The organism is Bacteroides gallinarum DSM 18171 = JCM 13658 (assembly GCF_000374365.1).
GTDB lineage: Bacteria > Bacteroidota > Bacteroidia > Bacteroidales > Bacteroidaceae > Bacteroides > Bacteroides gallinarum.
Genome location: NZ_KB894140.1, coordinates 46,561 through 71,405, shown reverse-complemented (window position 1 = coordinate 71,405; position 24,845 = coordinate 46,561). Strand labels below are relative to the sequence as shown.

20 protein-coding genes are annotated in these 24,845 nt (G+C 50.0%); 5 read left to right on the top strand and 15 right to left on the bottom strand.

The window, feature by feature from the left end; translation table 11 throughout:
* Positions 1 to 217 precede the first annotated feature (217 nt).
* On the bottom strand, positions 218 to 1,060 hold the full coding sequence (gene prmA, locus C233_RS0114435) for a 50S ribosomal protein L11 methyltransferase (protein WP_025068949.1): 843 nt from the start codon (positions 1,058 to 1,060) through the stop codon (positions 218 to 220).
* A gap of 205 nt (positions 1,061 to 1,265) precedes the next feature.
* Here prmA and C233_RS0114430 point away from each other — a divergent pair, with 205 nt between their 5' ends.
* Together C233_RS0114430 and C233_RS0114425 are read left to right on the top strand one after the other, a co-directional pair.
* A complete protein-coding gene (locus C233_RS0114430) occupies positions 1,266 to 2,594 on the top strand; it encodes a hypothetical protein (protein ID WP_018668284.1) in 1,329 nt (442 codons plus the stop codon).
* A gap of 32 nt (positions 2,595 to 2,626) precedes the next feature.
* Positions 2,627 to 4,291 (top strand): OmpP1/FadL family transporter, encoded by a 1,665-nt coding sequence (locus C233_RS0114425; protein WP_018668283.1) that lies wholly within the window; start codon positions 2,627 to 2,629, stop codon positions 4,289 to 4,291.
* Positions 4,292 to 4,503: 212 nt separating this feature from the next.
* On the opposite strand, the gene C233_RS0114420 is transcribed toward C233_RS0114425, so the two are convergent.
* From C233_RS0114420 to C233_RS0114375, 9 genes are all read right to left on the bottom strand, one after another.
* On the bottom strand, positions 4,504 to 6,141 hold the full coding sequence (locus C233_RS0114420) for a B12-binding domain-containing radical SAM protein (protein WP_018668282.1): 1,638 nt from the start codon (positions 6,139 to 6,141) through the stop codon (positions 4,504 to 4,506).
* A gap of 556 nt (positions 6,142 to 6,697) precedes the next feature.
* Entirely contained in the window at positions 6,698 to 7,366 is a 669-nt protein-coding gene (locus C233_RS0114410; protein WP_025068950.1) for a hypothetical protein, read from the bottom strand.
* A gap of 272 nt (positions 7,367 to 7,638) precedes the next feature.
* Positions 7,639 to 7,899: a hypothetical protein gene (locus C233_RS0114405; RefSeq protein WP_018668279.1), complete on the bottom strand. Its 261-nt coding sequence runs from the start codon at positions 7,897 to 7,899 to the stop codon at positions 7,639 to 7,641.
* Between the two features lie 270 nt (positions 7,900 to 8,169).
* Positions 8,170 to 8,871, bottom strand: a complete 702-nt coding sequence (locus tag C233_RS0114400) for a LytR/AlgR family response regulator transcription factor (RefSeq protein ID WP_018668278.1) — start codon at positions 8,869 to 8,871, stop codon at positions 8,170 to 8,172.
* 89 nt (positions 8,872 to 8,960) lie between these two features.
* Positions 8,961 to 10,025 (bottom strand): sensor histidine kinase, encoded by a 1,065-nt coding sequence (locus C233_RS0114395; protein ID WP_018668277.1) that lies wholly within the window; start codon positions 10,023 to 10,025, stop codon positions 8,961 to 8,963.
* Between the two features lie 275 nt (positions 10,026 to 10,300).
* Entirely contained in the window at positions 10,301 to 11,521 is a 1,221-nt protein-coding gene (locus tag C233_RS0114390; protein WP_018668276.1) for an ABC transporter permease, read from the bottom strand.
* Positions 11,522 to 11,548: 27 nt separating this feature from the next.
* Positions 11,549 to 12,295 carry an ABC transporter ATP-binding protein gene (locus C233_RS0114385; protein WP_018668275.1) on the bottom strand — a complete coding sequence of 249 codons (747 nt, stop codon included), beginning with the start codon at positions 12,293 to 12,295 and terminating at the stop codon, positions 11,549 to 11,551.
* A gap of 69 nt (positions 12,296 to 12,364) precedes the next feature.
* Positions 12,365 to 13,597 carry an efflux RND transporter periplasmic adaptor subunit gene (locus C233_RS0114380; RefSeq protein WP_018668274.1) on the bottom strand — a complete coding sequence of 411 codons (1,233 nt, stop codon included), beginning with the start codon at positions 13,595 to 13,597 and terminating at the stop codon, positions 12,365 to 12,367.
* A gap of 53 nt (positions 13,598 to 13,650) precedes the next feature.
* The gene (locus C233_RS0114375) at positions 13,651 to 15,054 is read right to left on the bottom strand and encodes a TolC family protein (RefSeq protein ID WP_025068951.1); all 1,404 of its coding nucleotides are present in this window, start codon (positions 15,052 to 15,054) and stop codon (positions 13,651 to 13,653) included.
* Positions 15,055 to 15,242: 188 nt separating this feature from the next.
* Here C233_RS0114375 and C233_RS0114370 point away from each other — a divergent pair, with 188 nt between their 5' ends.
* The 3 genes from C233_RS0114370 to C233_RS0114360 all read left to right on the top strand — a co-directional run bounded on the left by C233_RS0114370 (position 15,243) and on the right by C233_RS0114360 (position 18,271).
* Positions 15,243 to 15,485, top strand: coding sequence for a DUF4492 domain-containing protein (locus tag C233_RS0114370; protein ID WP_025068952.1), 243 nt, complete (start codon positions 15,243 to 15,245; stop codon positions 15,483 to 15,485).
* 24 nt (positions 15,486 to 15,509) lie between these two features.
* Positions 15,510 to 17,057 carry a cytochrome ubiquinol oxidase subunit I gene (locus tag C233_RS0114365; RefSeq protein WP_018668271.1) on the top strand — a complete coding sequence of 516 codons (1,548 nt, stop codon included), beginning with the start codon at positions 15,510 to 15,512 and terminating at the stop codon, positions 17,055 to 17,057.
* 62 nt (positions 17,058 to 17,119) lie between these two features.
* The gene (locus C233_RS0114360; RefSeq protein WP_018668270.1) at positions 17,120 to 18,271 is read left to right on the top strand and encodes a cytochrome d ubiquinol oxidase subunit II; all 1,152 of its coding nucleotides are present in this window, start codon (positions 17,120 to 17,122) and stop codon (positions 18,269 to 18,271) included.
* A 647-nt stretch (positions 18,272 to 18,918) separates the two neighbouring features.
* Here the strand turns inward: C233_RS0114360 and C233_RS0114355 are convergent.
* The 5 genes from C233_RS0114355 to C233_RS0114335 all read right to left on the bottom strand — a co-directional run bounded on the left by C233_RS0114355 (position 18,919) and on the right by C233_RS0114335 (position 24,757).
* Positions 18,919 to 19,593, bottom strand: coding sequence for an OmpA family protein (locus C233_RS0114355; RefSeq protein WP_018668269.1), 675 nt, complete (start codon positions 19,591 to 19,593; stop codon positions 18,919 to 18,921).
* Between the two features lie 192 nt (positions 19,594 to 19,785).
* Positions 19,786 to 20,949 carry an N-acetylglucosamine-6-phosphate deacetylase gene (nagA, locus tag C233_RS0114350; RefSeq protein WP_018668268.1) on the bottom strand — a complete coding sequence of 388 codons (1,164 nt, stop codon included), beginning with the start codon at positions 20,947 to 20,949 and terminating at the stop codon, positions 19,786 to 19,788.
* A gap of 426 nt (positions 20,950 to 21,375) precedes the next feature.
* Positions 21,376 to 22,713, bottom strand: coding sequence for an ABC transporter substrate-binding protein (locus C233_RS0114345; RefSeq protein ID WP_018668267.1), 1,338 nt, complete (start codon positions 22,711 to 22,713; stop codon positions 21,376 to 21,378).
* Between the two features lie 464 nt (positions 22,714 to 23,177).
* Positions 23,178 to 23,972, bottom strand: coding sequence for an ABC transporter permease (locus tag C233_RS0114340; RefSeq protein ID WP_025068953.1), 795 nt, complete (start codon positions 23,970 to 23,972; stop codon positions 23,178 to 23,180).
* Positions 23,969 to 24,757 (bottom strand): ABC transporter permease, encoded by a 789-nt coding sequence (locus C233_RS0114335; RefSeq protein ID WP_018668265.1) that lies wholly within the window; start codon positions 24,755 to 24,757, stop codon positions 23,969 to 23,971. Before C233_RS0114335 ends, C233_RS0114340 begins: the two co-directional genes overlap by 4 nt.
* Positions 24,758 to 24,845 lie beyond the last annotated feature (88 nt).

The window sequence follows — 24,845 nt, the reverse complement described above, 5'->3', positions numbered from 1 at the left end:
AAGATTGTGTGAGAAATTACAGGAATAGGACTATAAAAATGGCATATGAAGTGAGTATGCTCTATCATCTTCATATGCCATCTTGATTTTTAGGGACATTTACTGAATATCCCTAGTTAACTTCTTTATATTTACTTAGTTAACTTCTTTACATCTGCTTAGTTAACATCATCGGGCTTTTGAAGTTAACTTTCCGTTTCTTTCTTTCCGGTTTTTGTTATAATATAAATTTCACCGCAGCCCAGCGGTTCTTTTCCCGGTGGTGTACGAAATGCAGCCCATTATGTTCTGCCTCGGCCTGTATCAGAGGAATATCGTCTACATAGAAACCGCTCATATATAGCTCCGAGCCCGGATGCATGCAGCGCACGTAGTGTTTCATATCATTCAACAGGATATTGCGGTTGATGTTGGCAATGATTACGTCGAAAGCTCCTTTGTCTTTCAGTGCAGAGGCGTCTCCCTGGAAAACGGAAATCCGGTCTACGCCGTTCAGCCCGATATTCTCGAGTGAGTTGCGCACGCACCATTCGTCTATGTCGATAGCCGTGCAGGGAGCAGCGCCGCGCATGCGTGCCAGTATGGCGAGAATAGATGTTCCGCAACCCATGTCGAGCAGGGATTTTCCTTGCAGCTCATTGTCCAGCAGCTCGCCGATGATGAGGCTGGTAGTCTCGTGATGTCCCGTGCCGAACGCCATTTGGGGATTGATAACAATATCGTATTCCGCCTGCGGAACATCGTTGTGGAATGTACTGTGGATAACACAACGGTCGCCGATGATGATAGGCCGGAAGAAATTCTTTTCCCATTCCTCGTTCCAGTCCTTGTCCTCCGCTTCGTGGTAAGTATATTCCACCTGCGTGCCGGGCAGGGGGAAATCCGAGAGAGCTTCCTTGAGGAGTGTTTCGTTATAGGCGTCTTTTTGGATGTAGGCGGCTATGCCTCCGGGTTGTTCTACGAAACTCTCGAAACCGGCTTCGCCCAATACAGCCGACAGGATGCCGTTGGCCGTCTCTGTGCAGGGAGTGGTATGGAATATAAATTCTAAATATTTCATTGGAATATAATTGTTTGTTAAATGCAGAAGGCAGGCGTAGGAGAGAACCTTGTTTCTGCTTATCTTTGTTTTGAATACAAAGATAGTGCGCATTTAGGGAAATCCCTATAAATCTTTGGGGAAAATCTCCTGTACGGGGCAAATCTCCGCGTTATCTTTGTGATGTGGAAAAGTATGGAAATGTAAACCTGTAAACCAGACGAATATGAAAAAGATTGTTTTTTTATCGCTTTTTGCCTTGTGGCTTCCGTGGGTGCTCTCGGCTCAAAGTATAGATGACGACCTTTACTACGTGCCTTCCAAGAAGAAGGAAGAAAAAACGGAGAAGAAAAAAACTCCGGCTGCCACCGAGGCGGTTGTAGTAAAGACCAATGCGCCGACTACCGTTTATGCGTCGCCGGGCAACACGACGATTGTGGTAAAAGACCGTAAGGGCAACATCCGCGATGTGGACGAGTACAACCGCCGTTACGATGCCAAGGACTATAAATTCTCGCAGGAGAACGATACGCTCTATATAGACGAAAAAGAGGATGACGGCCTGGACGGAGAATGGGTGAACGGCTTCGACGGCTCGGAAGACGATTATGAATATGCCACACGCATCATCCGCTTCCGCAATCCCCGTTATGCTATCAGCATCAGCAGCCCGCTTTACTGGGATGTGGTCTATGGCCTGAACTCGTGGGACTGGAATGTATATACGGACGGACTGTACGCTTATGTATTCCCTACATACACCAACCGCCTGTGGTGGGATTGGCGGTATAACTCCTTCGGCTGGGGCGGCTATCCCTATTATGGCTGGGGCTGGAACGGCTGGTACGGCCCGGGTTGGGGCTGGAGCATCAGTTGGGGCGGCTGGTACGGAGGTTGGTATGGCGGCTGGTGGGGACACCACCACCATTATCATCCCGGATTTTACCCCGGTGGACATTGGGGCGGATACAGACCGCGCAATACATACACCTACCGCCGTTCTTCGGGAGTAAGCAGTTACAGGAATCCTTCTTCCTCCTCCGCTGTCCGCAGGTCGGGTTCGAGTGTCACTCGCGGAGGTTCGGGCGCTTCCGTCCGTTCTTCGGGCACTTCATCTTACAGAAGGAACGGCCAGAGCGGTACTACCACAACCAGACGCGTGGTGGGTACGCGTTCGTCGGGAGGACGTAGCGGGGTAACCACCCGTACGGATGCTTCCTCTGCACGGCGCAACGTATATACCCGTCCCAGCAGTACGCGTGTAGGCTCTTCTACGGGTGTATCGCGTGGCGGTAGCAGTGCAAATTCCGTAGGCGGAAGGCGTTCGGCTACCGGACGTTCGTCCACTTATAGCCGCGGCAGCTCCACCACTGTGCCCCGTAACTATTCCACCGGCAGCAGTAGCCGCCGTTCTTATACGCCTGTACAGAACAATTCCTCTACCCGTAGCTACTCATCGGGCGGTGGCAGCAGTTCGCGCAGCTATTCCAGCGGCGGCGGAGGCGGTGCTACCCGTTCGTCCGGCGGCGGTGGCGGCGCTTCGAGAAGAAGATAGGTATAGTATTAATAGAAAAAGATTTGTAGGATATGAAGAAGATAATCACTTTGGCTGCTTGGGGGCTACTGGCGGCAGCAGCTCCGGTATGTGCACAGACTGTGTACGATGCTGCTAAGATAACGAATAAGGATTTAAACGGTACGGCGCGCTTTGTCGGTATGGGCGGCGCTATGGGGGCTTTGGGAGGCGATATCTCCACCATTGGAACCAACCCTGCCGGTATAGGCATCTATCGTAGCAACGATGCCATGGTATCGTTCGGCTTTTCTTCTTATGGTACGGAAAGCAACTATATGGGAAGCAAGATGAACTCGGATAAGGTAAGGGCTTCTTTCGACAATGCCGGGTTCGTACTCTCTTCGAAGATAGGCAACGCCACGGCGTTGCGTTATGTGAATTTCGGTTTTAATTACCACAAGGCTAAATCCTTTTACCGGAATATGTCGATGAGCGGCAATCTGGGCGCGCACTCGCAAACTTTCCAAATGGCGGAACAGGCCGGAGGCATTGAGAGCTGGGGAGACCATCCCTATTATGACGACAATGTAGGGTGGCTCTCTATCCTGGGCTATGACAGTTGGCTGATTTCCAATCTTACGACGGATGTTACGGATGTGCCTTATAAGGATAAGGACGGAAATCATATAACGGATAGCAGCGGCAAGCCGCTTTATGAAACTCCTGGTTCCTATTATGGAATGTACGAAAACGGCGATGCTACTTTCCGTTCCGAAGAACGTGGCGGCATCGAGCAGTACGACTTCAATGTTTCCTTTAATATCAGCGACCGTGTGTACCTGGGACTCACTATCGGGGCTTATGCCATAGATTACAGCAAATATACTTTCTATGATGAAAATTATACGGGAGACAACGCCGGTCAGGGATATAACTTGACCTCCTGGAACAGGATAGAGGGCTCGGGATTCGATTTTAAATTCGGGGCTATCGTCCGTCCGTTCGAGTATTCTCCGTTGCGTATAGGCTTGGCCATTCATACGCCTACGTTTTACAGCCTGGACTATAAAACATCCGCACTGGTACAGTCCGACGTAGCCAATGACGTAAGCGGAAATATCGAGATGTACGACATCTATACTCCCGATATGGTCAACGGAGATATGGTACGCCAGTTCCGCCTTCAAACCCCGTGGACGTATAATGTAAGCGTTGGATATACGATTGGCAACAGTTGGGCATTGGGAGCGGAGTACGAATACGAGGATTACTCGTCTATGAAATTTAAGAATCCGGACGACGGCTATTCCGACCTTTTCGAGTACGAGAACAGCACTACGCCTATGATGAAAGGTGTCAGCACGATTCGCCTGGGGGCTGAATACAAAGTAATCCCCCAATTCGCCTTGCGTGCCGGATATAATTACAGCACTGCCATTTTCAACAGCGATGCCTATAAAGACCTGCCTTTGAACTCCATTCAGACCGATACGGACTTTGCCAATACCAAAGCGTTGAGCAACTACACTTTGGGTATCGGTTACCGCGGTTCCATGTTCTATGCGGATTTGGCATATAAGTTTTCTTCTTATAAAGAGGACTTCTATCCGTTTGCAGAAATGGGGCGCGAGGTAGATAATGGGGTAGAGTACAGGGTACTCCAAAGCCTCCCTACCGTAACGAAGGTCAAGAATACCCGTAGCCAGGTATTGCTGACACTGGGGTTGCGCTTCTAAGAAAGAAACCGTTCGGGGCAAACGGCTTGTTATTGCCGTCGCCCTGCGGATAGAGTAAACGGGCTCTCTCGGAATACCATTCGGCTATCATCGGTACGATAGACAATCGAATGGTATTCCGGGAGAGGCCGTTTTTTAGCTTTTATGGGTTTCCCCGGCAGCATGTATTTATAGTGTGACGCATGCTTCCTGTCAACTCCCCATGCAACCTTTCAGCATGTTTTTGCCTTGAATACGGGAGTGCTTTTCTGTATCTCGGACTCGAATCCGAACCAATAGCCGCATTGGGTATGTTCATCGGGCGGAAGAAAACAGAGTCGCAGGCTGTCTTTATAATCTCCATACACTACCTCCCACCTCTCCGGCGGAACCTGATGCTTGGTCTTTACCTTTTCTGCCGGCATCTTCTTCAATGACATGCCCGCCTCTATCCATGCGATGCTTGCCTGCATCCTATATTCCGGATAGTTCCGTTTACAATATTCATACAGTATAAGCCCGCGTTTTTCCAGGCTCATCGGCTGGTCTATAAGGTTTATCCCTGTCAGGTAATCCAGGAAATCATGTAAGAAAGCCTTGTCGTTTAATATCAGCTTCCGCGTCAGCGGTTGCCAGGCGGGAGTGTTGTAGAAACCGTCTAATAGACGGGATAGCCGGCGGGCGGTCTGTAGCTCTCCGGCAGTGATTTCGTTTGTTTCCAGAACCTCGTAAGGAGGGAGGGGAGAATAGCGTATCCCCAGCTCCCCTGCCTGCCGGCGCATCTCCGTGCCGGGCAGTAGTTTGAGCGATTCCAACTGTATCTCTCCGGCATTGTATCCGGCAAGGGTATATACATCCTCGAATATCTCATTGAGACGGTACAGGGGAAGTCCGGCAATGAGGTCGGCATGGGTTTCCATGTTCGGGAGCGAGCAGAGGAATTTCAACCCTTCCAGGGCATCGGACAACCTACCCATGCGGCGGCTTTGTACGAGAACGGGTTCGCGCAGGCTCTGAATGCCGGCTTCGAGATGAAGCAAACCCTGTGGCAGTTGTTTCAGCTCCTCCTTCAATTCCCCGGAGAGAAGCGCCGGGTGTATCTCCAGGTGAAAACGTATATCGGGATATTCCAGGAACAGCCGGATTAGCTCTTTGGCACGGCGTGTGTTATAGTTGAACGTACGGTCTAACACGCGTACATTCTTGATACCGTGCTCGTGGATGATTTGAAGTCGTTGGCGGATGCTGTCGATAGAAAGGGTACGTACCGGCTTCTCGCCGCCGCTGACGCAAAAGGCGCATGTGTTGAAGCATCCGCGCGTAGTTTCCAGTTGCACAAACGGCTTGCTCCAATTGAAGAAACGGCTTTTTTCGGGTGGAACGAGGTCGGAAAAGTCCGATACGCGGGCTATCCCGTTGTCCCTGTACCGTTTGTCGGTATCCAGGTAGCATAGTCCGGAAATCGTATCCCACTGTTCCGGGCGGTTCCAGCAGGCGAGCCATTGGGGAAAGGCCTCTTCACCCTCTCCCCTGAATACGCAGTCCACAAAAGAATTCCTTCGCAGAAAGAGCTCGTTGTCTCCGAGAAATTCCGGTCCGCCCAATATGAGGCAGGCTTCGGGAAGCAGCACTTTCAGTCTCGATGTAATATGTAGCAGTTGTTCGTGGTTGAACAGCCAGGCCGTAGCAGCGAGAATATCGGGCTTATGCCGGTAAGCTTCTTCTACAATACTCCCTATATTTTCATTGATTGTTGCCGATACGATTTCCCACTCCACGGAAGCGTCGTCCGCTATCTGTGCATGCAATGCGGGGAGTGCCAGTGAAGAGTGGGCGTAAGAGCTGTTCAGGTCTATCCAGAGAATTTTCATATCCGATTAAGTTTCTATGACGGCGGTACAAACAGTGCAGTCGAGGCAATTTAGAAAAGGCTGAAATAAGCCAACGATAGCTATTCTATTTCCTCGATTCGTTCAATCTGCCTGTTCAGAAAGTAATGTTCAGCTTGTCTGCTCAGAAAGTAGTATTCAACCTGCCTGTTCAGAAGGTAATCAGCATACGGATTGTAATCTTCTGCCTCATGAAAAGCAACTGGAGTTTTTATTTGGTGTTTCTGTTTCATGCGTCAAAGATAACTATTTTAACTAATTCCCCCAAGATTTACAACTGAACCCTTTTCTTCCGGAGGATATACCGATACGGGCAGGCATAAAAAAAGGCTATCTATCCCAGACAGCCAATCTTTTTTGTTAACCTTAAATCTAATACTATGAAAAACACATTGCAAAGATACGTACTTTCCGGAAATCTCCAAATTGTAACGGATTATCGGCTTATTTTGTAACATGGTTTAGCAGAAAGACAAATCTGTTAACTCTTTTAGGATGATAAAGATTTCGGCGGAGAGATTTGCCGAATATGATATACTTATGTCAGAGGAAGATTGAATTGCTCCATTTTTTTATCCATTCGTTCGGTCATCGTAACCCAATTGGGGATAAATGTAAAATGCTTGTTTTCGATTCTGTTGTAAACCTTATAATAAATATCATTGTATATCAGGAATGCTTCTCTCCACCATGTATAGTAAAAATGTATGGCTTGTATGGTTGCTTTATTAAATTCATAATAAGAGATTGTATCGAATAACCGGGATAAAGATGTGAAAGCATGAAACTGCTGATATATTTCATCTTCCAATATTTTTTCATATTCCTCAGCAGTACCCCATGAATCGAGAATAACGCATTCAAAGATTTCTTCCAATCGTTTTTTCTCTGTATCTGTTCTCAGATACTCACGGAAAAGCGATGCTTTCTTTCTCATTTCTTCAGTTGAACCGGACTGTAACTCCCGGACTAATCCTAAAACGAGCGAGTCGTAGGTATCTTCAGCCATTTTAAAATTATGGTTGTTCGATTTATTCAGTTGTTCCAGTTGCTCGCCTTGAAGTTTCATCTGCCTGTGTTGGAACACTAATGTTATTGCAACAGTTGCTAAGGATATCGAGTTGATGAATACTCCGCAGTATTGAACGAAAAATTGAGGTTTGTCTGGCGTCCATCCTTCAATCGTACCTAAATACAATGGTGTCATACTCGCAGCGATACTCAGCGTTACCAATACAGTTATTAATATGATAAGCCATGTTTGTGAATACTGTGTGTTCATAGTAATCTATTGTGAAACTGATAACACAAATATAGAGGAAATAAATGAAATAGGGCAGATTCTATAAGCAAATTAATAAATCAAGTTATGAAGCAGAAACTGCATCCGCTACGTATTGACCGGCGTACCGTTATCTAATGTAACATTAAGATAATTTGCTTGTGAATACCGATATTATTGGTGGAGTCGTAAGAAAGTTATACCGACAACGACGGGTTGTCTTTTGAATTAGAGATAATCCCCATAATATCCGGCGATTGGGTGTAATGTGCTAATGTAGCCGTACCGTCTTTAACAAGGATAAACTGAGGATAGCCGATACAGCAATCTTCATCTTCTTTTGAAGAAGCTGCATAAGCTAAAAAGCCGTTCCACTCCCCGTAATAGGATACCTTATCGAATCCGTTACTGATAGCGAGCGATTTTGCTATTTTTTTATATTCTCTTTTTTTATCCATATTGCAAATATAGCCCTTCAAAGTCCAATTATCGTATAATTCAGGAAAACTTTTCCTCTCTCTATTCAAAATAAAAGCACTTCCAACGTTCGCTTACGGAGGAAGTGCTTCACACAAAAACTAAACTAGACTTAACTAAACTATTCTATTGGGGGAGTTTCACAACTCCTATCTGTTCGCCGCAAAGGTAAAAAAACATCTTTTAATATGCAATAGGATATAATTAGAAATCGACTAAAAGCGATAAAATATCTATCGATAGCTGTATTTTTAACTCCTTTTATTTAAGAAATCCTGGAAAACCTGCTTGTAACTGTCGCTGATAGGAATATAATTCTTACCGAAGACGATGCGGCCGCGGTCGATGATGCGTATCTTGTCTTTCTGGACGATGTACGAGCGGTGCACACGTATGAAACGGGAGGCAGGCAACAGCTCTTCCATAGACTTCATGCTCATCAGCGAGAGGAGAGGTTTGGGAACATTCTCTTCATAAATCTTGATGTAATCTTTCAGCCCTTCGATGTAGAGGATATTTTTAAGCTCCACTTGCACCAGCTTATAATCGCTTTTTACGAAAATACTTTCGATTTCTTCCTTGGGCTGTTGCAGGAGCTCGAACCACCGTACCGCTTTGTTGGCAGCTTGCAGGAAATCCACATAAGAGATAGGTTTCAGCAAATAGTCGAGCGCATTGACCTTGTAACCGTCTATGGCATACTGGTCGAAAGCAGTGGTGAAGACGATACGGGTATGCATATCCACCATTTTGGAAAATTCCAACCCGTTGAGCTCGGGCATTTGAATATCGAGGAAAAGCAGGTCTACATGCCTCTCCGGTAAATCGTTCATCGCCTGCACCGCACTGGAATATTTTCCGGCAAGTTCCAGGAAAGGAGTCTTGTTGACATAACTCTCCAAGAGGTTCAATGCCAACGGTTCGTCATCCACAATTGCACACTTCAAATTCATGATATTGATAATTAATGGCCGTGATTGCCGGTAGGCGATTGGTCTGCAAAGCCGGCACAGGACATACACCCGGCGGCACAGGCAAATCGCTATCCCCTAATCACTAAAACCGATTTATATTCTTTTCCGTCCTCGCTCACGCCGTGCCTCCATTCGTATTGACCGGGATAAGTCAGTTCCAACCGTTTCTGCACCTGCTCCAGACCGATACCGCTTCCGCTCTTGTCGGCTTCGTTCTTGGGATGATAGCTGTTGCAGATTTCGCACCGTACCTCGTCGGTGCTCTCGCTGAAATAGATACGGATATAACTGGGCTCGGTAGGAGAGATGCCGTGCTTGAAAGCATTCTCGATGAGAGAGATGAATATCAGCGGGGCAATCTCCGTGGGGCTGTCGGGGCGGATGTCGAAACGGGTTTCAACGGTAACGTTGGACGAAAGGCGGATGCGCATCAGTGCGATGTAATTCTTGATGAAATCCATTTCCTTACCCAATGCCACGAAGTTTTGCTGGTTGTCGTAAAGCACATGACGCAACAGGCGGCTCAGCTCCTGCACGGCAGCCTGCGCCTTGTCCGCATCGAAGGCGATGAGGGCGTAGATGTTATTCAGCGTATTGAGCAGGAAATGAGGGTTGAGCTGGTTGCGCAGGTTTTTCAGCTCCGCCTCCGTACGGCTTTTCTCGGCTTCGCGCCGTGCGGCTTCCACTTGCACCCAGCGTCCGCTGAGGCGGATAGCGGCGCTCAGTCCTACGGTGAGTATCATGGAAAACACATCGCGCATGATGAATATCCACTTCGGCGGCCCCATGTGCTTCCTGCCGTCGTCTCCACCTTTGATGTAAGTATGGAAGGCATATTCCTGCCAGAAATGCACGCCGGCGGTAATGCAGACAATCAGCAGCACGTTCAGCAGAAGATACTGCTTGGTGTGCCCTTCGAACAGATAACGGGGGATGAAAAAGCAGTAATTGGCATAAAACACGATGAGGAACGAGAGCGGAACCACACTGCCGTGGCGCAGGTACTCCCCCCACGTAATGGTGAACCCGCTGCGCGTCATCATTACGAAAGGAAACGCAAATACGATTCCCCAGCCAATGATATGAATCAGGGCTTCGATGATGCGCGACCGTGAGTAGAGAAATTGTTTCATACAAATGCAAAGATAGTTTTTTTTAGCGATTAGTGATTAGGGATTGGTGATTAACGAGCGATTAGTGATTAGGGATTGGTGATTAACGAGCGATTAGTGATTGGTGATTAGTAATTAGTAATTAATGATTAGTGATTAACGATTAGGGATTAGCGATAAATAAAAACTAACCGTTTATCCCTAATCGCTTACCACTAATCCCTAATCGCTTACCACTAATCCCTAATCGTTAATCACTAATCATTAGTCGCTTATTCCTAATCCCTTATTCCTAATCACTCATATCGTATCGCCTCTATCGGGTCTAAGTCCGCCGCCTTCTTGGCAGGATACCAGCCGAAGAATACACCGGTTACCGTACAGACGGCAAAGCTTAGGAATACGCTCCATGCCTGTATGTAAATAGGCCAGTGAGCCACGCTTTTCACAATCCAGCTTGCCCCGCAGCCGATGATAACGCCGATAAGCCCGCCGGTGATACTGATAAGAATGGCTTCGATGAGGAATTGCGACAAGATATCCACCCCCCTGGCGCCCACACTCATGCGCAAACCAATCTCGCGGGTACGCTCCGTTACGGACACATACATGATATTCATAATGCCGATACCGCCTACCACCAGCGATATGCCCGCGATGCAGGCAAGCAGCGTGGTCATCAGGTCGGTGGTGGTATTCAGCATCGAGCTGAGCTCCTGCTGGCTGCGTATGGTGAAATCGTCGTCGTCGCTCTCCTTCAGTTTGTGGTTCCGGCGCAGGATTTCGGTGATTTCCTCGGTGGCATTGTCCGTCATGTCCTCGGTCAGTGCGGAAGCGAAAATCCCCTGCAAATAAGTCTGCGCGAGCAGGCGTTTCATTACCGTGGTATAAGGAGCCAGCACAACGTCGTCCTGGTCCATACCCATGCTGTTGTAACCTTTGGACTCGAGCACGCCCACTACCCGGAAGGGCACTTGGTTGAAGCGGATGATACGCCCTACGGGGTCTTCTCCGTCGGGGAAAAGATTGTCCTGTATCGTCTTGCCGATAACACATACCTTGGCAGACGTCTGTATGTCGGACTCGGTAAACATCGTACCGTTGTCCACCGTGAGCTGGCGGATTTCGGGATACTCCGTGCCTACGCCGCTAACAGAGGAGGGATAGTTGTTGTTGCCTGCAATGAGCTGTCCCGATGAAGACACATTGGGGCTGACGGCCGACAGGAAGTTCGTTTCATTGCGCAACGCTTCGTAATCGGTCAGTTTCAGTGTCTGCATGGCGCTGGGGTCTTGGCGTACACCGCCACGCATATCCGCTCCCGGATGAATCATTATCATATTCGAGCCCATTTCGGAGATTTGCGCCTGGATACTTTTCTTAGACCCCTGTCCGATAGCAAGCATCGTGATAACGGATGCCACACCGATGATGATACCCAGCATGGTGAGGAATGCCCGCAGCTTATTATTGGCAAGCGCCCGGAAAGCTATTTTGAAAAGGTTTGTTCCGTTCATTACTTTAATGTGTTAATAAATTCTGTATCAATCGTCTTCCTGTTTGGGCAGCGCCGCCAGCGTATGGGCGGCATTCAGTATGTCGGGATTGACCTTGTCGTCTTTCACCTGCCCGTCCCGCAATACGATGTTACGGCTGCTGTATTGGGCTATCTCCGGGTTGTGCGTTACGAAGATAATGGTACGCCCCTCGGCGTGCAGCTTCTGGAAAAGCACCAGGATTTCGAATGAAGTGCGTGTATCCAGGTTACCCGTGGCTTCGTCCGCCAGGATAACGGCAGGATTGTTCACCAGTGCGCGGGCAATGGCTACGCGCTGCATCTGTCCGCCGGACATCTGGTTGGATTTATGCTCCAGGCGGTCGCCCAGCCCTACGGCTTTCAGCGCTTCGACGGCACGCCTCCTCCGCTCGGATGCCGATACGGACGAGTTGTACATCAGCGGCAGTTCCACGTTCTCCACGGCAGTCGTTTTGGGCAGCAGGTTGTAGTTCTGGAAAACGAAACCTATTTTGCGGTTGCGGAGCACGGCACGCTGCGACTTGCTCATGGTACGTACGGAAATCCCGTCCAGCAGGTACTCGCCCACAGTAGGCGTGTCCAGGCAGCCGAGTATATTCAGCAGGGTCGATTTGCCCGAGCCGGATGTACCCATAATCGTGACGAACTCCCCCTCGCTGATAGAGAACGACACCCCGCGCAGTGCATGTACCGTTTCGTCTCCCACCTGGAAGTTACGCTTTATATTTTGAAGTTCAATTACGGTTTTGCTCATAATTATATGTTTATGAAATCGCGCAGAACGCGATAAAAAGTGACGGTTAACGCTCTACTTTACTTTTCATCATTTACCCTTTTTCTTGTTGCTTCCCGGAGGGCCAGGCATGAACGGGCTTTTCTCGCTGCTTGCCTCCTGCTGCATGTCCGCCGCACCGTTTTCGCCCGGCATGCGTCCTATGGTGGCCTCGGTCACTACTACCGTGCCCTCGGCGATGCCGCTCACAATCTCCGTGCTGACACCGTTGGAGATGCCTACCACTACCGGATGTGCGGTGAATGTGTTGCCTTCGCGCGTCCAGAGCTTATGCTCGCCTTCGCAATCTTTCACGATATCCTCGTCGCCGATAAGCGGCTTTTCGGGAGTGAAGCGGAGGGCGCGCGCCGGAACGGAAAGCACATCCTTGCGGTCGAGCGTATAAATGGTGACATTGGCCGTAAGACGCGGTTTCAATTTCAGGTCGGGGTTGGGGGCGGAGATAACCACCTCGTAGGTAACGACCGTGCTGGATGTGCTACTGCTGCTGGAACTCGTAGAGCTGTCCTCGCCCAGGCGGATTTGCGTTACTACGCCTTCGAATATATCGTTCGGATAAGCATCTACGGTGAACGTAACGCGTTGTCCCTCTTCCACGCCGCCTATATCGGCTTCATCCACATCGGCTACCACCTGCATCTGCGTAAGGTCGGCGGCGATAGTAAACAGGGTAGGAGTCTCGAACCCGGATGCCACCGTCTGTCCCGCTTCGACCGCACGGTTGATGACAACACCGTCGATAGGCGAGGTGATAGTGGCGTACGACAAGTTGCGTTCGGCCTTTGCCAGCGAAGCCTGGCTGCTCTCGTAGTTGCTTTTCGCTTTCTCGTAATTGTAAACAGACTGCTCGTAGTCGGTATCGCTGATAAGCTGCTTTTCGTGCAAGCCCTTGTTACGTTCGTAGTTCTTCTTCTGATAGTCGTATTCGGCTTTCGCACCGTTGTAGGCGGCACGTTGCGAGGCTACCTCGCTTTGCAGCGTCACACGGTCCATTTCGGCTATGAGCTGCCCTTTGGTAACTACGGAATTGTAATCGGCATATATCTTGTCGATGATGCCGCTCACCTGCGTACCCACTTCCACTTCCGTCACCGGCTCGATACTGCCCGTGGCGGTTACCGATTCCGATATTTCGCCTTTGGTTACGGTGGCTGTCTCGTAGGTCACTTTATGCTTTGCCTTGGAACCGCCGAAGAGCCAGAAGCCTGCGCCGGCCACTACTACAACGATTGCGGCGATAAGGATAATTTTCTTCTTGTTCATACTCTATATCTTTTCTTTATTGATTTTATTGCAATGTATGTTTCGTTTCCCTGTCAGAGTGTAATCTTCTCTCCCTGGTAGAATTTCAGCAGTTGCGCATTCAGTATAGCCATGTACTTGGCCTGCAACGTTTCCTGCTGAGCGCTGAGCAGGTTGTTCTTCTCCGTCAGCAGCTCCACGGTGTTCTTCATGCCGAGGTTGAACTGTTCCTGGATAAGGTCGTAGCTGGTCTGGGTGCTGCGCAGCTTCTCCACGGCGGCGACATAACGCTGCTGTGCGCTGTTGGCATCCAGCCAGAGCCCCTCGATAGTCTTGTACAGGGCTTTCTGGTTGTCCAGCAAGTCCAGCTCGCTGGACTGCTTCTGTATCTTAGCCTTCTGTACGGCGCTCTTGGTCTGGCGGTTGTTGAAGATAGGCACGCTTATGGTTACTCCCAGCGAGTTGTTCCAGTTCTGCTTGATTTGCTCGCCGAAGGTGAAATCGTTTCCGTTGGCGTTCGTGCTGCCTATGCCTGCACTGAGGCTGATAGTGGGGATGTAGCCGGAGCGGGCGATGTTGATGTCGAGTTCGGATGCCTTGACGTTCAGCCTGCCTGCCTCTATTTCCGGGCGCAGGGTGAGGGCGGAACGGTACACATCCGTCTTGGAAGGCAGCGGAGACAGCACATTCTCGTCGCCGAGGGTGGGTATGTAAAGGTTCATTTCCTCCTCCCCGTCTAGCTCGAGGAGCTGCTTGAGTTGCAGCTTGTAATCCTGTAAGGTAGCCTGCGCCGTTACCAACTGGTACTTGTCCGTGCTTACTTGCGCTTCCAGTTGGGCAAGGTCGCTCTTGGCGATGCTTCCTGCGGCAAGCAGGGCGCGGGCGCGCTCGCATTCGGCACGGCTCACTTCAAGGGTAGCCTCGTTAACCTTAACGGCTTCGGCGGCATAAAGGATTTGTACGTAAGTCTGTGTGATGCTTTCTTCGATGCTGTTCTCGCTTTCCGCCACGCTCAGCTCGGCAATGCGGTTGTTCATCCGCTGCTGCTTCAAGGTGTTCAGCCGTTTGCTGCCGTTGTAAAGCGTCCAGTTGGCGTCGATGCCGTAGCTGCCGTTGTAGCTGGTCTTGCTCTGGCTGCTGGTGATGTTGTCGCCGTCGATAATCGTATTCATTTCACTGTTGGGACGGTTCACGATACGCTGGCTCACAGATGCCGACAAGGTGGGAAAGAGAGCCGACTTGGCAGTCTTTACATCCACCTCGGCACTCTCGGCGTTGAGGCGGTTCTTGCGGATAGTGATGTTCTGCTGTAAAGCATAGTCGATGCACGCCTGCAAATCCCATTGTGCAGGAAGGGAGCGGGCGCTTCCCTGCTGCAACGTGTCGGTGGCGGTTTCCTGCGCTTGCAGCGTTGCGTTACCTGCGCAGGCGCCTGCCATGCAGAGCGCTATCACTGTCAATCTTCTTACGTTTGTCATATTACCTAATTCTATAGTTTTACCTGAACAAAGGTAGGCGGCGCTTCCCGAAGCGGCAAAAGCGATAGACATTAGAGGGCTTTGTGTCGCCGGATTACTTTTTTCTCCCGACAATTAACTTTTCGGCCTTTTGTTTGTTATTTATATAAAAGTATTTTATATTTGTAATGATTATAAATCCACCTCTTATGAGAAACCTTGCAGCCGCTGTGTGGCGATTCTACGTTGAAGGCTTCCGAAGTATGACGTTAGGGCGTACTTTGTGGTTGATAATTGCAATCAAGCTGTTTATAATGTTCTTCATCCTCCGCCTTTTCTTCTTCCCCGACTACCTGGACAAAGCTGCTGCCGGAGGGGATAAGGAGGAATACGTAAGCCGCGAACTGATATTGAGGGCTGCCGGCGACGGGCTTCCTTCGTACACCGAATAAATACTCATTTAATATATAACTCTCATGCTTGAAAACATTGACACTTCCCTGATTGACTGGTCGAGAGCCCAATTTGCCTTGACAGCTATCTACCACTGGATTTTCGTACCGCTGACTTTGGGGCTGGCGGTAATCATGGGTATCATGGAGACGGTGTATTACCGTACGGGTGATGCGTTCTGGAAACACGCCGCCAAGTTCTGGATGAAACTCTTCGGCATCAACTTTGCCGTGGGGGTGGCTACGGGGTTGATTCTGGAATTCGAGTTCGGTACGAACTGGAGCAACTACAGTTGGTTCGTAGGCGATATTTTCGGGGCGCCGCTTGCTATCGAAGGCATCCTGGCGTTCTTTATGGAGGCCACCTTCATCGCAGTGATGTTCTTTGGCTGGGACAAGGTGAGCAAACGCTTCCACCTGGCATCTACCTGGCTCACGGGGCTGGGCGCCACTATCTCCGCCTGGTGGATTCTGGTGGCTAATGCCTGGATGCAGAACCCCGTAGGCATGGAGTTCAATCCCGATACCGCGCGTAACGAAATGGTGGATTTCTGGGCTGTGGCAACTTCGCCTATGGCAGTCAATAAATTCTTCCACAGTGTGCTGTCCGGCTGGGTGCTGGCTGCGGTGTTCGTGGTAGGGGTGAGCTGCTGGTATTTGTGGAAAAACCGCGACAGGAAGTTCGCCATATCCAGTATAAAGATAGCTGCCTGGGTAGGACTGTGCGCTGCCGTGCTCTCCGCATGGACGGGCGACGGCTCCGGCTACCAGGTGGCGCAGAAGCAACCCATGAAGCTGGCTGCCATGGAGGGTTACTACCAGGGGCAGGAAGGTGCAGGGCTGGTGGCTTTCGGCATCCTCAATCCCGATAAGAAAACGGCAGGCGACGGAGAGGACGCTTTCCTTTTCCGGGTGGAAATCCCCAAATTCCTCTCGCTGCTTGCCGAGCGCGATGCGGATGCTTTCGTGCCGGGCATCGACGACCTGCTGCAAGGCGGTTATCCGTTGAAAGACGGTACGGCGGCGCTCTCCGCCCAGGAGAAGATTGAAAAGGGAAAGGCGGCTATCGGTGCTTTCTCCGCTTACCGCAAGGCAAAAGCTGCGGGCAATGAGACCGAGGCGCAGGTGGCGGCCGGGGTGCTGAAAGAGAATGTGGCGTACTTCGGCTATGGCTATATCAAGGATGTCGATGAGCTGGTTCCCAATGTGCCGCTTACGTTCTATATGTTCCGCGTCATGGTGATATTGGGCGGATACTTTATCCTTTTCTTTATTGTCGTTCTTTTCCTTGCCTACAAGAAAGACCTGGCGCATATGCGCTGGATGCATTGGGTGGCTATGCTGACTATTCCCCTGGGCTACCTTACCGGGCAAGCGGGCTGGGTGGTTGCCGAGTGCGGGCGCCAGCCGTGGGCTATCCAGGACATGCTGCCCACCAGCGCCGCCATTTCCAAGCTGGATGTAGGCTCCGTGCAGACTACGTTCTTCATCTTCCTCGTGCTCTTCACCATTATGCTGGTGGCGGAAGTGGGGATTATGCTGAAAGCCATACGGAAAGGGCCGGGGATGTAGATTGCCGACGGCTACCGTTGTCCGACAATAAATAACTCATCATTCAATAACTCTCGTTCAATATGAATACATATCTTTTCTTACAACAATACTGGTGGTTCGTGGTGTCCCTGCTAGGAGCCATACTCGTTTTCCTGCTGTTCGTGCAGGGAGGTAATTCGCTGATATTCTGCCTGGGCAAGACGGAGGAGCAGCGTAAGATGATAATCAACTCTACGGGGCGCAAGTGGGAATTTACGTTCACCACGCTCGTAACGTTCGGTGGGGCGTTCTTTGCATCGTTCCCGCTGTTTTATAGCACGAGCTTCGGCGGTGCATACTGGCTGTGGATGATTATCCTGTTCAGCTTCGTGTTGCAGGCGGTGAGCTACGAGTTCCAGTCGAAGGCGGGCAACCTGCTAGGCAAGACGACATACCGGGCTTTCCTGGTGGTGAACGGGGTGATAGGCCCTGTATTGTTGGGCGGGGCTGTGGCTACCTTCTTTACGGGGTCGGAATTCTATATCGACAAGGGCAACATGGCGGATGCGGCGATGCCGGTTATCAGCAGTTGGGCTAATGCGGGGCATGGGCTGGATGCGTTGCTCAATCCGTGGAATGTGGTGCTGGGCTTGGCTGTATTCTTCTTGGCGCGTATTCTCGGTTCGCTTTACTTCATCAATAATATCTGTGATGCGGATTTGGTGAAGCGTTGCCGCCGTGCGTTATGGGGCAATACGGGGCTTTTCCTTGTGTTCTTCCTGGCATTCGTTGTCCGCACGCTGCTTGCCGAGGGCTATGCGGTAAACCCCGAAACCGGAGAGGTGTTTATGGAGCCTTACAAGTACCTCACGAATTTCATCGAGATGCCCGTGGTGCTGATTGTATTCCTTGCCGGTGTGCTTGCCGTGCTTTGGGGAATTATACGCACGTTGTGGAAGCCTGCTTTCGACAAGGGGATATGGTTTGCCGGCATAGGTACGGTGCTTACCGTGTTGGCATTGTTGCTTGTGGCGGGTTATAACAATACTGCTTATTATCCCTCTACCGCCGACCTGCAAAGTTCGCTGACACTGGCAAACAGTTGCTCCAGCCAGTTTACGCTGCGGGTAATGGCTTATGTCTCTATCCTGGTTCCTTTTGTGCTTGCCTATATTTTCTATGCATGGCGCAGCATCGACAGGAAGAAAATAGATGCGGAAGAGATGCAGGAAGAGGGGGGACATGCTTATTGATTTCTCCCGACTTAAAGGGGGGAAGCTGAACCTCAATTTGGAATGATTGAACCTCTGCCACATGAAGTTGAAGGGTTGTTTTTAGACTGTGCAATCCAGGCTCTCTAAACACCGGGAGTTTGCATCCCGATTACCTGGGATTTCCCTTTAAATTTGCTGGATATAATATAAAAACGCCTCGCATTTAGGACGCTAATGCGAGGCGTTTTATTATTAATGCAAGGGCATTAAACCTTTATTTATTGCTTATTACAAATGTATGAAAATTCTTATTTCTTCGCAAGAGAATGTTTTATTATTTCTTTTTTTTTCTTAGAAACTGCCGTTTCTTCCGGTGGGAACTTAAGTATGAATTTTATTAATCGCAATACCTGCCTTTGTCTTTTCAAGAAACACCGGCATAAAACTATAAATCATTACCGTTACAGTAGTGGATATAAAGAGTGACGACAAATTACGGATAATCCGTAAGGTTGGGAGAACCTCATGGGGGATAGTGATTAGAAGTTTATTTCACCGTAGAGGTCATAGAGTTTCATGGAGTTTTTTTAGACATAAGAACAAAAGAACAAATTCTGTTGTGCTGCATAATCGGTATTTTCCGTATAGCTTATGTTCTTTTGTTCTTATGTCTGAAAACTAAATTATTATTTTCCGGCTTCCGCATTCTTAATCATCTGCTCGCTGGCATACATAAAGATTACCACCCGGCGGTTCTCGCTGGCGGATAGGCTTTCATCGTACTCGTTGTAGCCGACACCTTCCACCTGCTTGAATTGTGCGGGAGACACGCCGCAATCCTGCAAGTAATTCTCTACTGCATAGGCGCGGTTCTTGGAAACCTTCATGTTGGCCTCGTATGTGCCTACCTTGTCCGTATGTCCTATAATGGCGATGTCCGTGGTAGTATCTTCTTTCAGTATCCGGGCAAGGTCGCGCAGGGAAGCTTTCGCTTCGTTGCTCAGCGTGGAGGAGTTAAAGGCGAACAGGATGCCCGAGTCGAAGGTTACCTTCACGGCATCCAGGTTGTTGGCATCTTTCACCATTTCTACTTGTGCGCCTTCAATCTTGGCAGCTTCGGCAGCTTTCTTATCCATTTTGTGGCCTATCGCTACACCGGCGCCCGTACCTACCGCTGCGCCTACTGCCGCACCGATAGCCGCGCCTTTGCCTTTGCCGAACAGTCCGCCTATAATGGCTCCTGCCGCTGCTCCCGAACCGCCGCCTATAATTCCGCCTTTGGTGGTATTGTTCATTGTGCCGCAGCTACCCAATAGTATGGCGCTGCTCAGCAAGAAAGCTGTAATTTTCATCTTTTTCATACCTTTTTATTTTTTATCCGGTTTAATTTCTACTGATGCAAATTTATGTATATAATACATCCGTTGGCACTAAAAGGTTTACCATTGTAGTTTTTTTAGAGAATTTTCCTTTTAGTAAATAATATGCGCATCGTCCTGTGTAAAGTTACGTACGCGGCTCAGTCCGTTAAACCGTTCCACCGGCGCCGGCTTTCAGAATAGCGTGTTGTTTTCTTCCACTAATTTTCCTGCCTGCCATACGGCGCGTATGTTGAGGTCTTTGTCCATTATCAGGATATCGGCGTCTTTGTCTTTTTGCAGGGAGCCTTTGCGGTGGTACACGCCCATGATACGTGCCGGGGTTTCGGAGGCCATGCGCAGGGCGTCGCCCAGCGGGATGCCGGCTTTTACCATGGTGCGCACCAGCACGTCCATAGTGGCGATGCTGCCTGCCAGGGAGGAGCGGTCGGCAAGCTTGCATACGCCGTCCTCGATGATGTAGCGCGGGTCGTCGATTTCCTTGCCGTCGGTGGCGGCGCAGGAGAGGGCGTCTGTTACGAGGCAGGTGCGTTCCACGCCTTTCAGCTTGTATGCCAGCTTCAGGATAGTGGCGGGCAGGTGGATGCCGTCGGCTATCAGTTCAATCGTCATGCCGTCGGTCAGGTACACGCTTTCTACCGTGCCTTCGTACTTGTATTCGCGGCGTTTGTGGAAGCCCGGCATGGCGTTGTAGAAGTGTGCGGCGTGGGTAAATCCGGCTTCGTAGGCGGCACGGATGCCGTCGTACTCGGCTTCGGTATGCGACACGGCTGCCAGTATGTCTTTCTTGCGCAGGTAGCTTGCAAACTCCAGTGCTCCCGGGAGTTCGGGGGAGGCGTCCCAGCGGCGGATGCAGCGGGTGCTTTCCACGAGTTCGCGGTATTCGTGTTCGTCGATTTCTTTTACTTGTCCGGCAAACTGTTCGCCTGCCATTTTCTTATTGAGGTAGGGGCCTTCGATGTGCAGTCCCAGCACGGGGCTGTCGGGCTCTGCCATGAGTTGCTCGCACACCCGGGCTGCCTGGTGCAGCTTGCTGAACGGCGAGGAGGAGATAGTGGGGTAGAAGCTTGTCGCTCCGTGGTTGAGGTGTGCACGGATTATATTGCGGAAGGCGTCTTCGGTACATTCGTTGAAGTCGTGTCCGCCACCGCCATGTGCATGCATACACACGAAACCGGGCACTATGTACATGCCTTTCGCGTCGATAAGCCGCGCACCAATCAGTGCGAGGTCACAGTTCGTTACTTCGAGGATTTTTCCGTCGCGCATCAGGACGGAACCTTCATTCAGCCAGCCTTGCGGGGTGAATATGCGTCCGTTAATGATTTGAGTAAGCATTTTTGAGGTTTATTGTGTTAGAGATTTGAGATTTATGATGTTAGATTTATGATTTCGGCTTTCTGATTTCAGTTTTTTGATTTCGGTTTTTTGGTTTTGGATTTCTGATTTAGAGTTTTTGGTTTCAGGTTTCTGATTTAATGATTTCTGATTTATGTTTCTCGCCTTGTGAGCTTTTAGATTTCTGTTTTTTAGATTTATAATTTCTGCTTTCTGTTTTTTACCTTATAAGTTTGGGGCTTTCTGTTTTTTACTTTCTGAATTAGATTTATCGGACGCCAAATTTAAGCATTATAAATCAGAAATCCTATATTTGATATCCTTAAATCGCAGGCAGGAAGTTGTAAATGAGAGGTCTTGTGTACCCGAAGCCTTTGATTTCATAGGGCATAAATCGTAAGCTTTTTCAATCTCAAATCCCTGGCATCATAAATTCCGGCTCTTCTTTCTCTTTCTGCGGTGGTGCTTTTTTTGCCGGTATTTACGTATTTTGCCATACATCACCCAGATGAATAAGGCGCCGAATACGGAGAAAATCAGCAGTACGATGCCGGTGTTGAGGTTATCGCCTTTTACGCGGCTCCACATTTCGAGTACAAGCTCGGTGCGGTCGCCGAAGTCGCGTATCATGGCGCAGCGCTCTACGACTTTCCGGTCAGGGTATTGCACGGGGTTGATTTGCAGGCTGTCGGCTCCCATGCCCTCGCCGAAGAAATAGCTGAGGTCGGAGCGTGTTTCTATGGTGGTGTCGCGCTTGGCCTCCATGATTTCGGGGGTGGCTACGGCGCTGACGTAACCTATGGCATCCATGTTGCGCAGGGCTATCTCGGGCTGGCAGAGGTAGTTGATGAAGTAACTCGCGGCTTTGGTGTTGCGTGCATATTTGGGGATTACCCAGCCGTCGTACCAGATGTTACTGCCTTCTCGCGGCACTTCGTAGGCGAGGTCTACGCCTACGGCATCCGCCTCGTCTATCGCCCAAACGGCATCACCGCTCCAGGTGAGGTTGAGCCATGTTTTGTTCTTAGTCATCATCTCCTTGCCGAAATCTGCTTCCCAGCCGGAGATATTGGGTTTCATGGCTTTCAGGTATTTCTCGGCAAGGGCAATGGCACGGGGAGAGTTGTCGTTCATCAGTTGTTCCACCGTTACGGTGCTGTCTGCAAGCTGGCGGGCGTGGGCGTAGATAATAGCGGTTCCGTAGGCGTCGCGGTAACTGTCTTTCATCAGGATTTTGCCCTTATTCTTGGGGTTCCACAGGCAATGCCAACTGCTCGCCTCGTCCGGGGTGATGAAGTTGCGGTTGTAGAGGATGCCGGCTGTGCCCCACATATATGGTACGGCATAGTCCATGGTGATGCGTCCCGGCTGACTGGTTTTGTTCAGCTCCCGGCGGATGTAGGGGGAGATGTTGGGCAGATAGTCCGGTGTCTTGCCGAAGTTGCGGTCGATAGGCAGGAGGAGGTCTTTTTTCAACATCCGCTCGATGATGTATTCCGAGGGACATACGACGTCGAAATCTTCGTGTCCGCGCTCTATCTTGGTGAGCATGATTTCGTTGATGTCGAACACTTGGTAGATGAGGCGGATATCCTCGCCTGTCTGTTGCTTGTACCAGGCGGGGAACTCGGCAAGCACGTCTTCGTCGATGTAGTCAGCCCAGTTGTAGACTTTCAGTACGTGGCTGCGTTCTTCGCCCGAATCCTTGCACGCGGTGGCGAGGAGGAGGCACAGAAGGAGGAGTATGTCTGTAAATCTTTTCATCTTTTGTTTTGTATATGGTAGTTGGGTTACGGTAACTTGATATCGGTATTCGGGTTACCGTGGCTTTTATAATCGTTTATATTGTTGTATCGTTTGTATCGTCTATATTGTTTGCATCATCTACATTTTTTATATCGTTTGCAGTTTGCATCATCCGTATCGTCTGCGTCATCCGTATTGTCTGTATCGTCTTATATTATCTCTATCATCCGCATTGTCTCTACAATCTATATCGCCTATATTTTCGGAAAAGTTATCATCTCCTTTATATTACCGCTTAAAATTGTATTCCAATTCCGATACGGACTAATACCGAATTAGGCATTATGCCTCCTCCCGTCTCACAGCCTCTTTCCGCCCTACGGTATGCTTTTCCCCGTTCCGTGAGACAAAATATTCCGTCCTGCAATACGAACACCTCCCGTCTCGTAAGAAGAACTGCTTCATCCCGCGGGACAAACCGACTACTTGCCTTTCCGTGCCCTCTCCGCACGCTTGTTGATTACAATCAGCAGCACCAGTACCGTAACGAAGATGAGGGTGGAGAGAGGGCGCAGCTCCGGTGTCAGTCCGCCTTTGCGTGCATCGGCGTAGATATAGGTGGAGAGCGTTTCCAGCCCTTCGTTTCCAATGGTGAATATGGTTACTGCGAAATCGTCGATAGAGAGCGTGAAGGCGAGGATGAAGCCGCTTATCATCCCCGGGAATATCTCCGGCAGGATAACCTTGCGCAATGCCTGGAAAGGGGTGGCGCCGAGGTCGAGGGCGGCTTCGTACACATTCTGGTTCATCTTTTTCAGGCGGGGCATTACGCTCAACACTACGTAGGGGGTGCAGAAAGTGATGTGTGCCAGCACCACCGTTGTAAATCCCTGTGATATGCCAAAGCTGACGAACAGCAGGAACAGCGATACGCCCGTGATAATGTCTGAATTCATCATCGGTATGGTGTTAGCGAAATTCATTACCTGGCGCATACGCGTGCGCAAGTTGAAGATGCCGATTGCTGCGATGCTGCCCAGCGCTGTGGAGGCGGTGGCTGCCAGCATAGCAATGGCGAAGGTGTTCCAAATGGCGCTCGTCAGCGAGTGGTGCATGCCGCCCGTAAAGAGCGAGCTGTACAGCTTGGTGGAAAAACCTGTCCAGTTGCCCAGCACTTTGGCTTCGGTAAACGAGAATATCATGATGATAAGGATAGGCGAGTAGAGCAGTGCGAGCAGTAGCCACAGGTAGCCTTTGGCAAGAATACGTGTCATCATATCACACCTCCGCTTTCATTGGATGCGCTGTCTTCCTCGTTCGTAAAGAGGACGGTGATGCCTATCAGCAACAGCATGATAAGCGACAGGGCTGCACCGTAGTTCCACATTCCGTTGTAAATGTTCTCCTGCACCGTGGTTCCGAACAGTTTGATGTTGTTCATCGTCAGCAGTTCGGCTATGGCGAAGGTGCTTACCGTGGGCATGAACACCATTACTATGCCGCTCGTGATGCCCGGCATGGAGAGGGGTAGTATCACTTTGCCGAATACTTGCAGGGGATTGGCTCCGAGGTCTTGCGCGGCTTCTATGAGGTTGCGGTCCATTTTCTGCAAGGTGTTGTAGATAGGGTATATCATGAAGGGCAGGAAGTTGTACACCATGCCGAATACCAGTGCGCCTTCGCCCAGCGGCAGGTTCAGGAAGTCGAACAGGGCTACCGTGGCAAGGGTGCGTATCAGTATGTTTACCCACATGGGCAGGATAAACAGCACTACCATGGTTTGCGAGGTATTGAACTGTTTCTGGCTGAGGATATAGGCTGCCGGATAGCCCAGCAGCAGGCATGCCAGCGTGGTGATGACGGCTATGCCGATAGAATAGACGAAGGTGTTCATCGCCTCCGGGTGCATCATGAACTTGCGGAAGTTGGCAAAGGTGAATGCTCCCCCGGCATCCGTAAATGCGTACACTACAATCAGCAGCAGCGGCACTATCACGAATATCAGCAAAAACAGCGCGTAGGGCAGAGTCCAGTTGCGCCGCCGCATGAAGAAACTTTTCATTGGCAAAGCGGGTATTTATGGTAATTATAGGATGAAGGGGCGGCGGATTGCAAATTGCTTGCCGCCTGGTCGTACTGCCCGGTTCATC

Coding starts and splice junctions, on each gene's coding strand:
- prmA (WP_025068949.1), bottom strand. CDS start 1,060: ATGAAATATTTAGAATTTATATTCCATACCACTCCCTGCACAGAGACG.
- C233_RS0114430 (WP_018668284.1), top strand. CDS start 1,266: ATGAAAAAGATTGTTTTTTTATCGCTTTTTGCCTTGTGGCTTCCGTGG.
- C233_RS0114425 (WP_018668283.1), top strand. CDS start 2,627: ATGAAGAAGATAATCACTTTGGCTGCTTGGGGGCTACTGGCGGCAGCA.
- C233_RS0114420 (WP_018668282.1), bottom strand. CDS start 6,141: ATGAAAATTCTCTGGATAGACCTGAACAGCTCTTACGCCCACTCTTCA.
- C233_RS0114410 (WP_025068950.1), bottom strand. CDS start 7,366: ATGACACCATTGTATTTAGGTACGATTGAAGGATGGACGCCAGACAAA.
- C233_RS0114405 (WP_018668279.1), bottom strand. CDS start 7,899: ATGGATAAAAAAAGAGAATATAAAAAAATAGCAAAATCGCTCGCTATC.
- C233_RS0114400 (WP_018668278.1), bottom strand. CDS start 8,871: ATGAATTTGAAGTGTGCAATTGTGGATGACGAACCGTTGGCATTGAAC.
- C233_RS0114395 (WP_018668277.1), bottom strand. CDS start 10,025: ATGAAACAATTTCTCTACTCACGGTCGCGCATCATCGAAGCCCTGATT.
- C233_RS0114390 (WP_018668276.1), bottom strand. CDS start 11,521: ATGAACGGAACAAACCTTTTCAAAATAGCTTTCCGGGCGCTTGCCAAT.
- C233_RS0114385 (WP_018668275.1), bottom strand. CDS start 12,295: ATGAGCAAAACCGTAATTGAACTTCAAAATATAAAGCGTAACTTCCAG.
- C233_RS0114380 (WP_018668274.1), bottom strand. CDS start 13,597: ATGAACAAGAAGAAAATTATCCTTATCGCCGCAATCGTTGTAGTAGTG.
- C233_RS0114375 (WP_025068951.1), bottom strand. CDS start 15,054: ATGACAAACGTAAGAAGATTGACAGTGATAGCGCTCTGCATGGCAGGC.
- C233_RS0114370 (WP_025068952.1), top strand. CDS start 15,243: ATGAGAAACCTTGCAGCCGCTGTGTGGCGATTCTACGTTGAAGGCTTC.
- C233_RS0114365 (WP_018668271.1), top strand. CDS start 15,510: ATGCTTGAAAACATTGACACTTCCCTGATTGACTGGTCGAGAGCCCAA.
- C233_RS0114360 (WP_018668270.1), top strand. CDS start 17,120: ATGAATACATATCTTTTCTTACAACAATACTGGTGGTTCGTGGTGTCC.
- C233_RS0114355 (WP_018668269.1), bottom strand. CDS start 19,593: ATGAAAAAGATGAAAATTACAGCTTTCTTGCTGAGCAGCGCCATACTA.
- nagA (WP_018668268.1), bottom strand. CDS start 20,949: ATGCTTACTCAAATCATTAACGGACGCATATTCACCCCGCAAGGCTGG.
- C233_RS0114345 (WP_018668267.1), bottom strand. CDS start 22,713: ATGAAAAGATTTACAGACATACTCCTCCTTCTGTGCCTCCTCCTCGCC.
- C233_RS0114340 (WP_025068953.1), bottom strand. CDS start 23,972: ATGATGACACGTATTCTTGCCAAAGGCTACCTGTGGCTACTGCTCGCA.
- C233_RS0114335 (WP_018668265.1), bottom strand. CDS start 24,757: ATGAAAAGTTTCTTCATGCGGCGGCGCAACTGGACTCTGCCCTACGCG.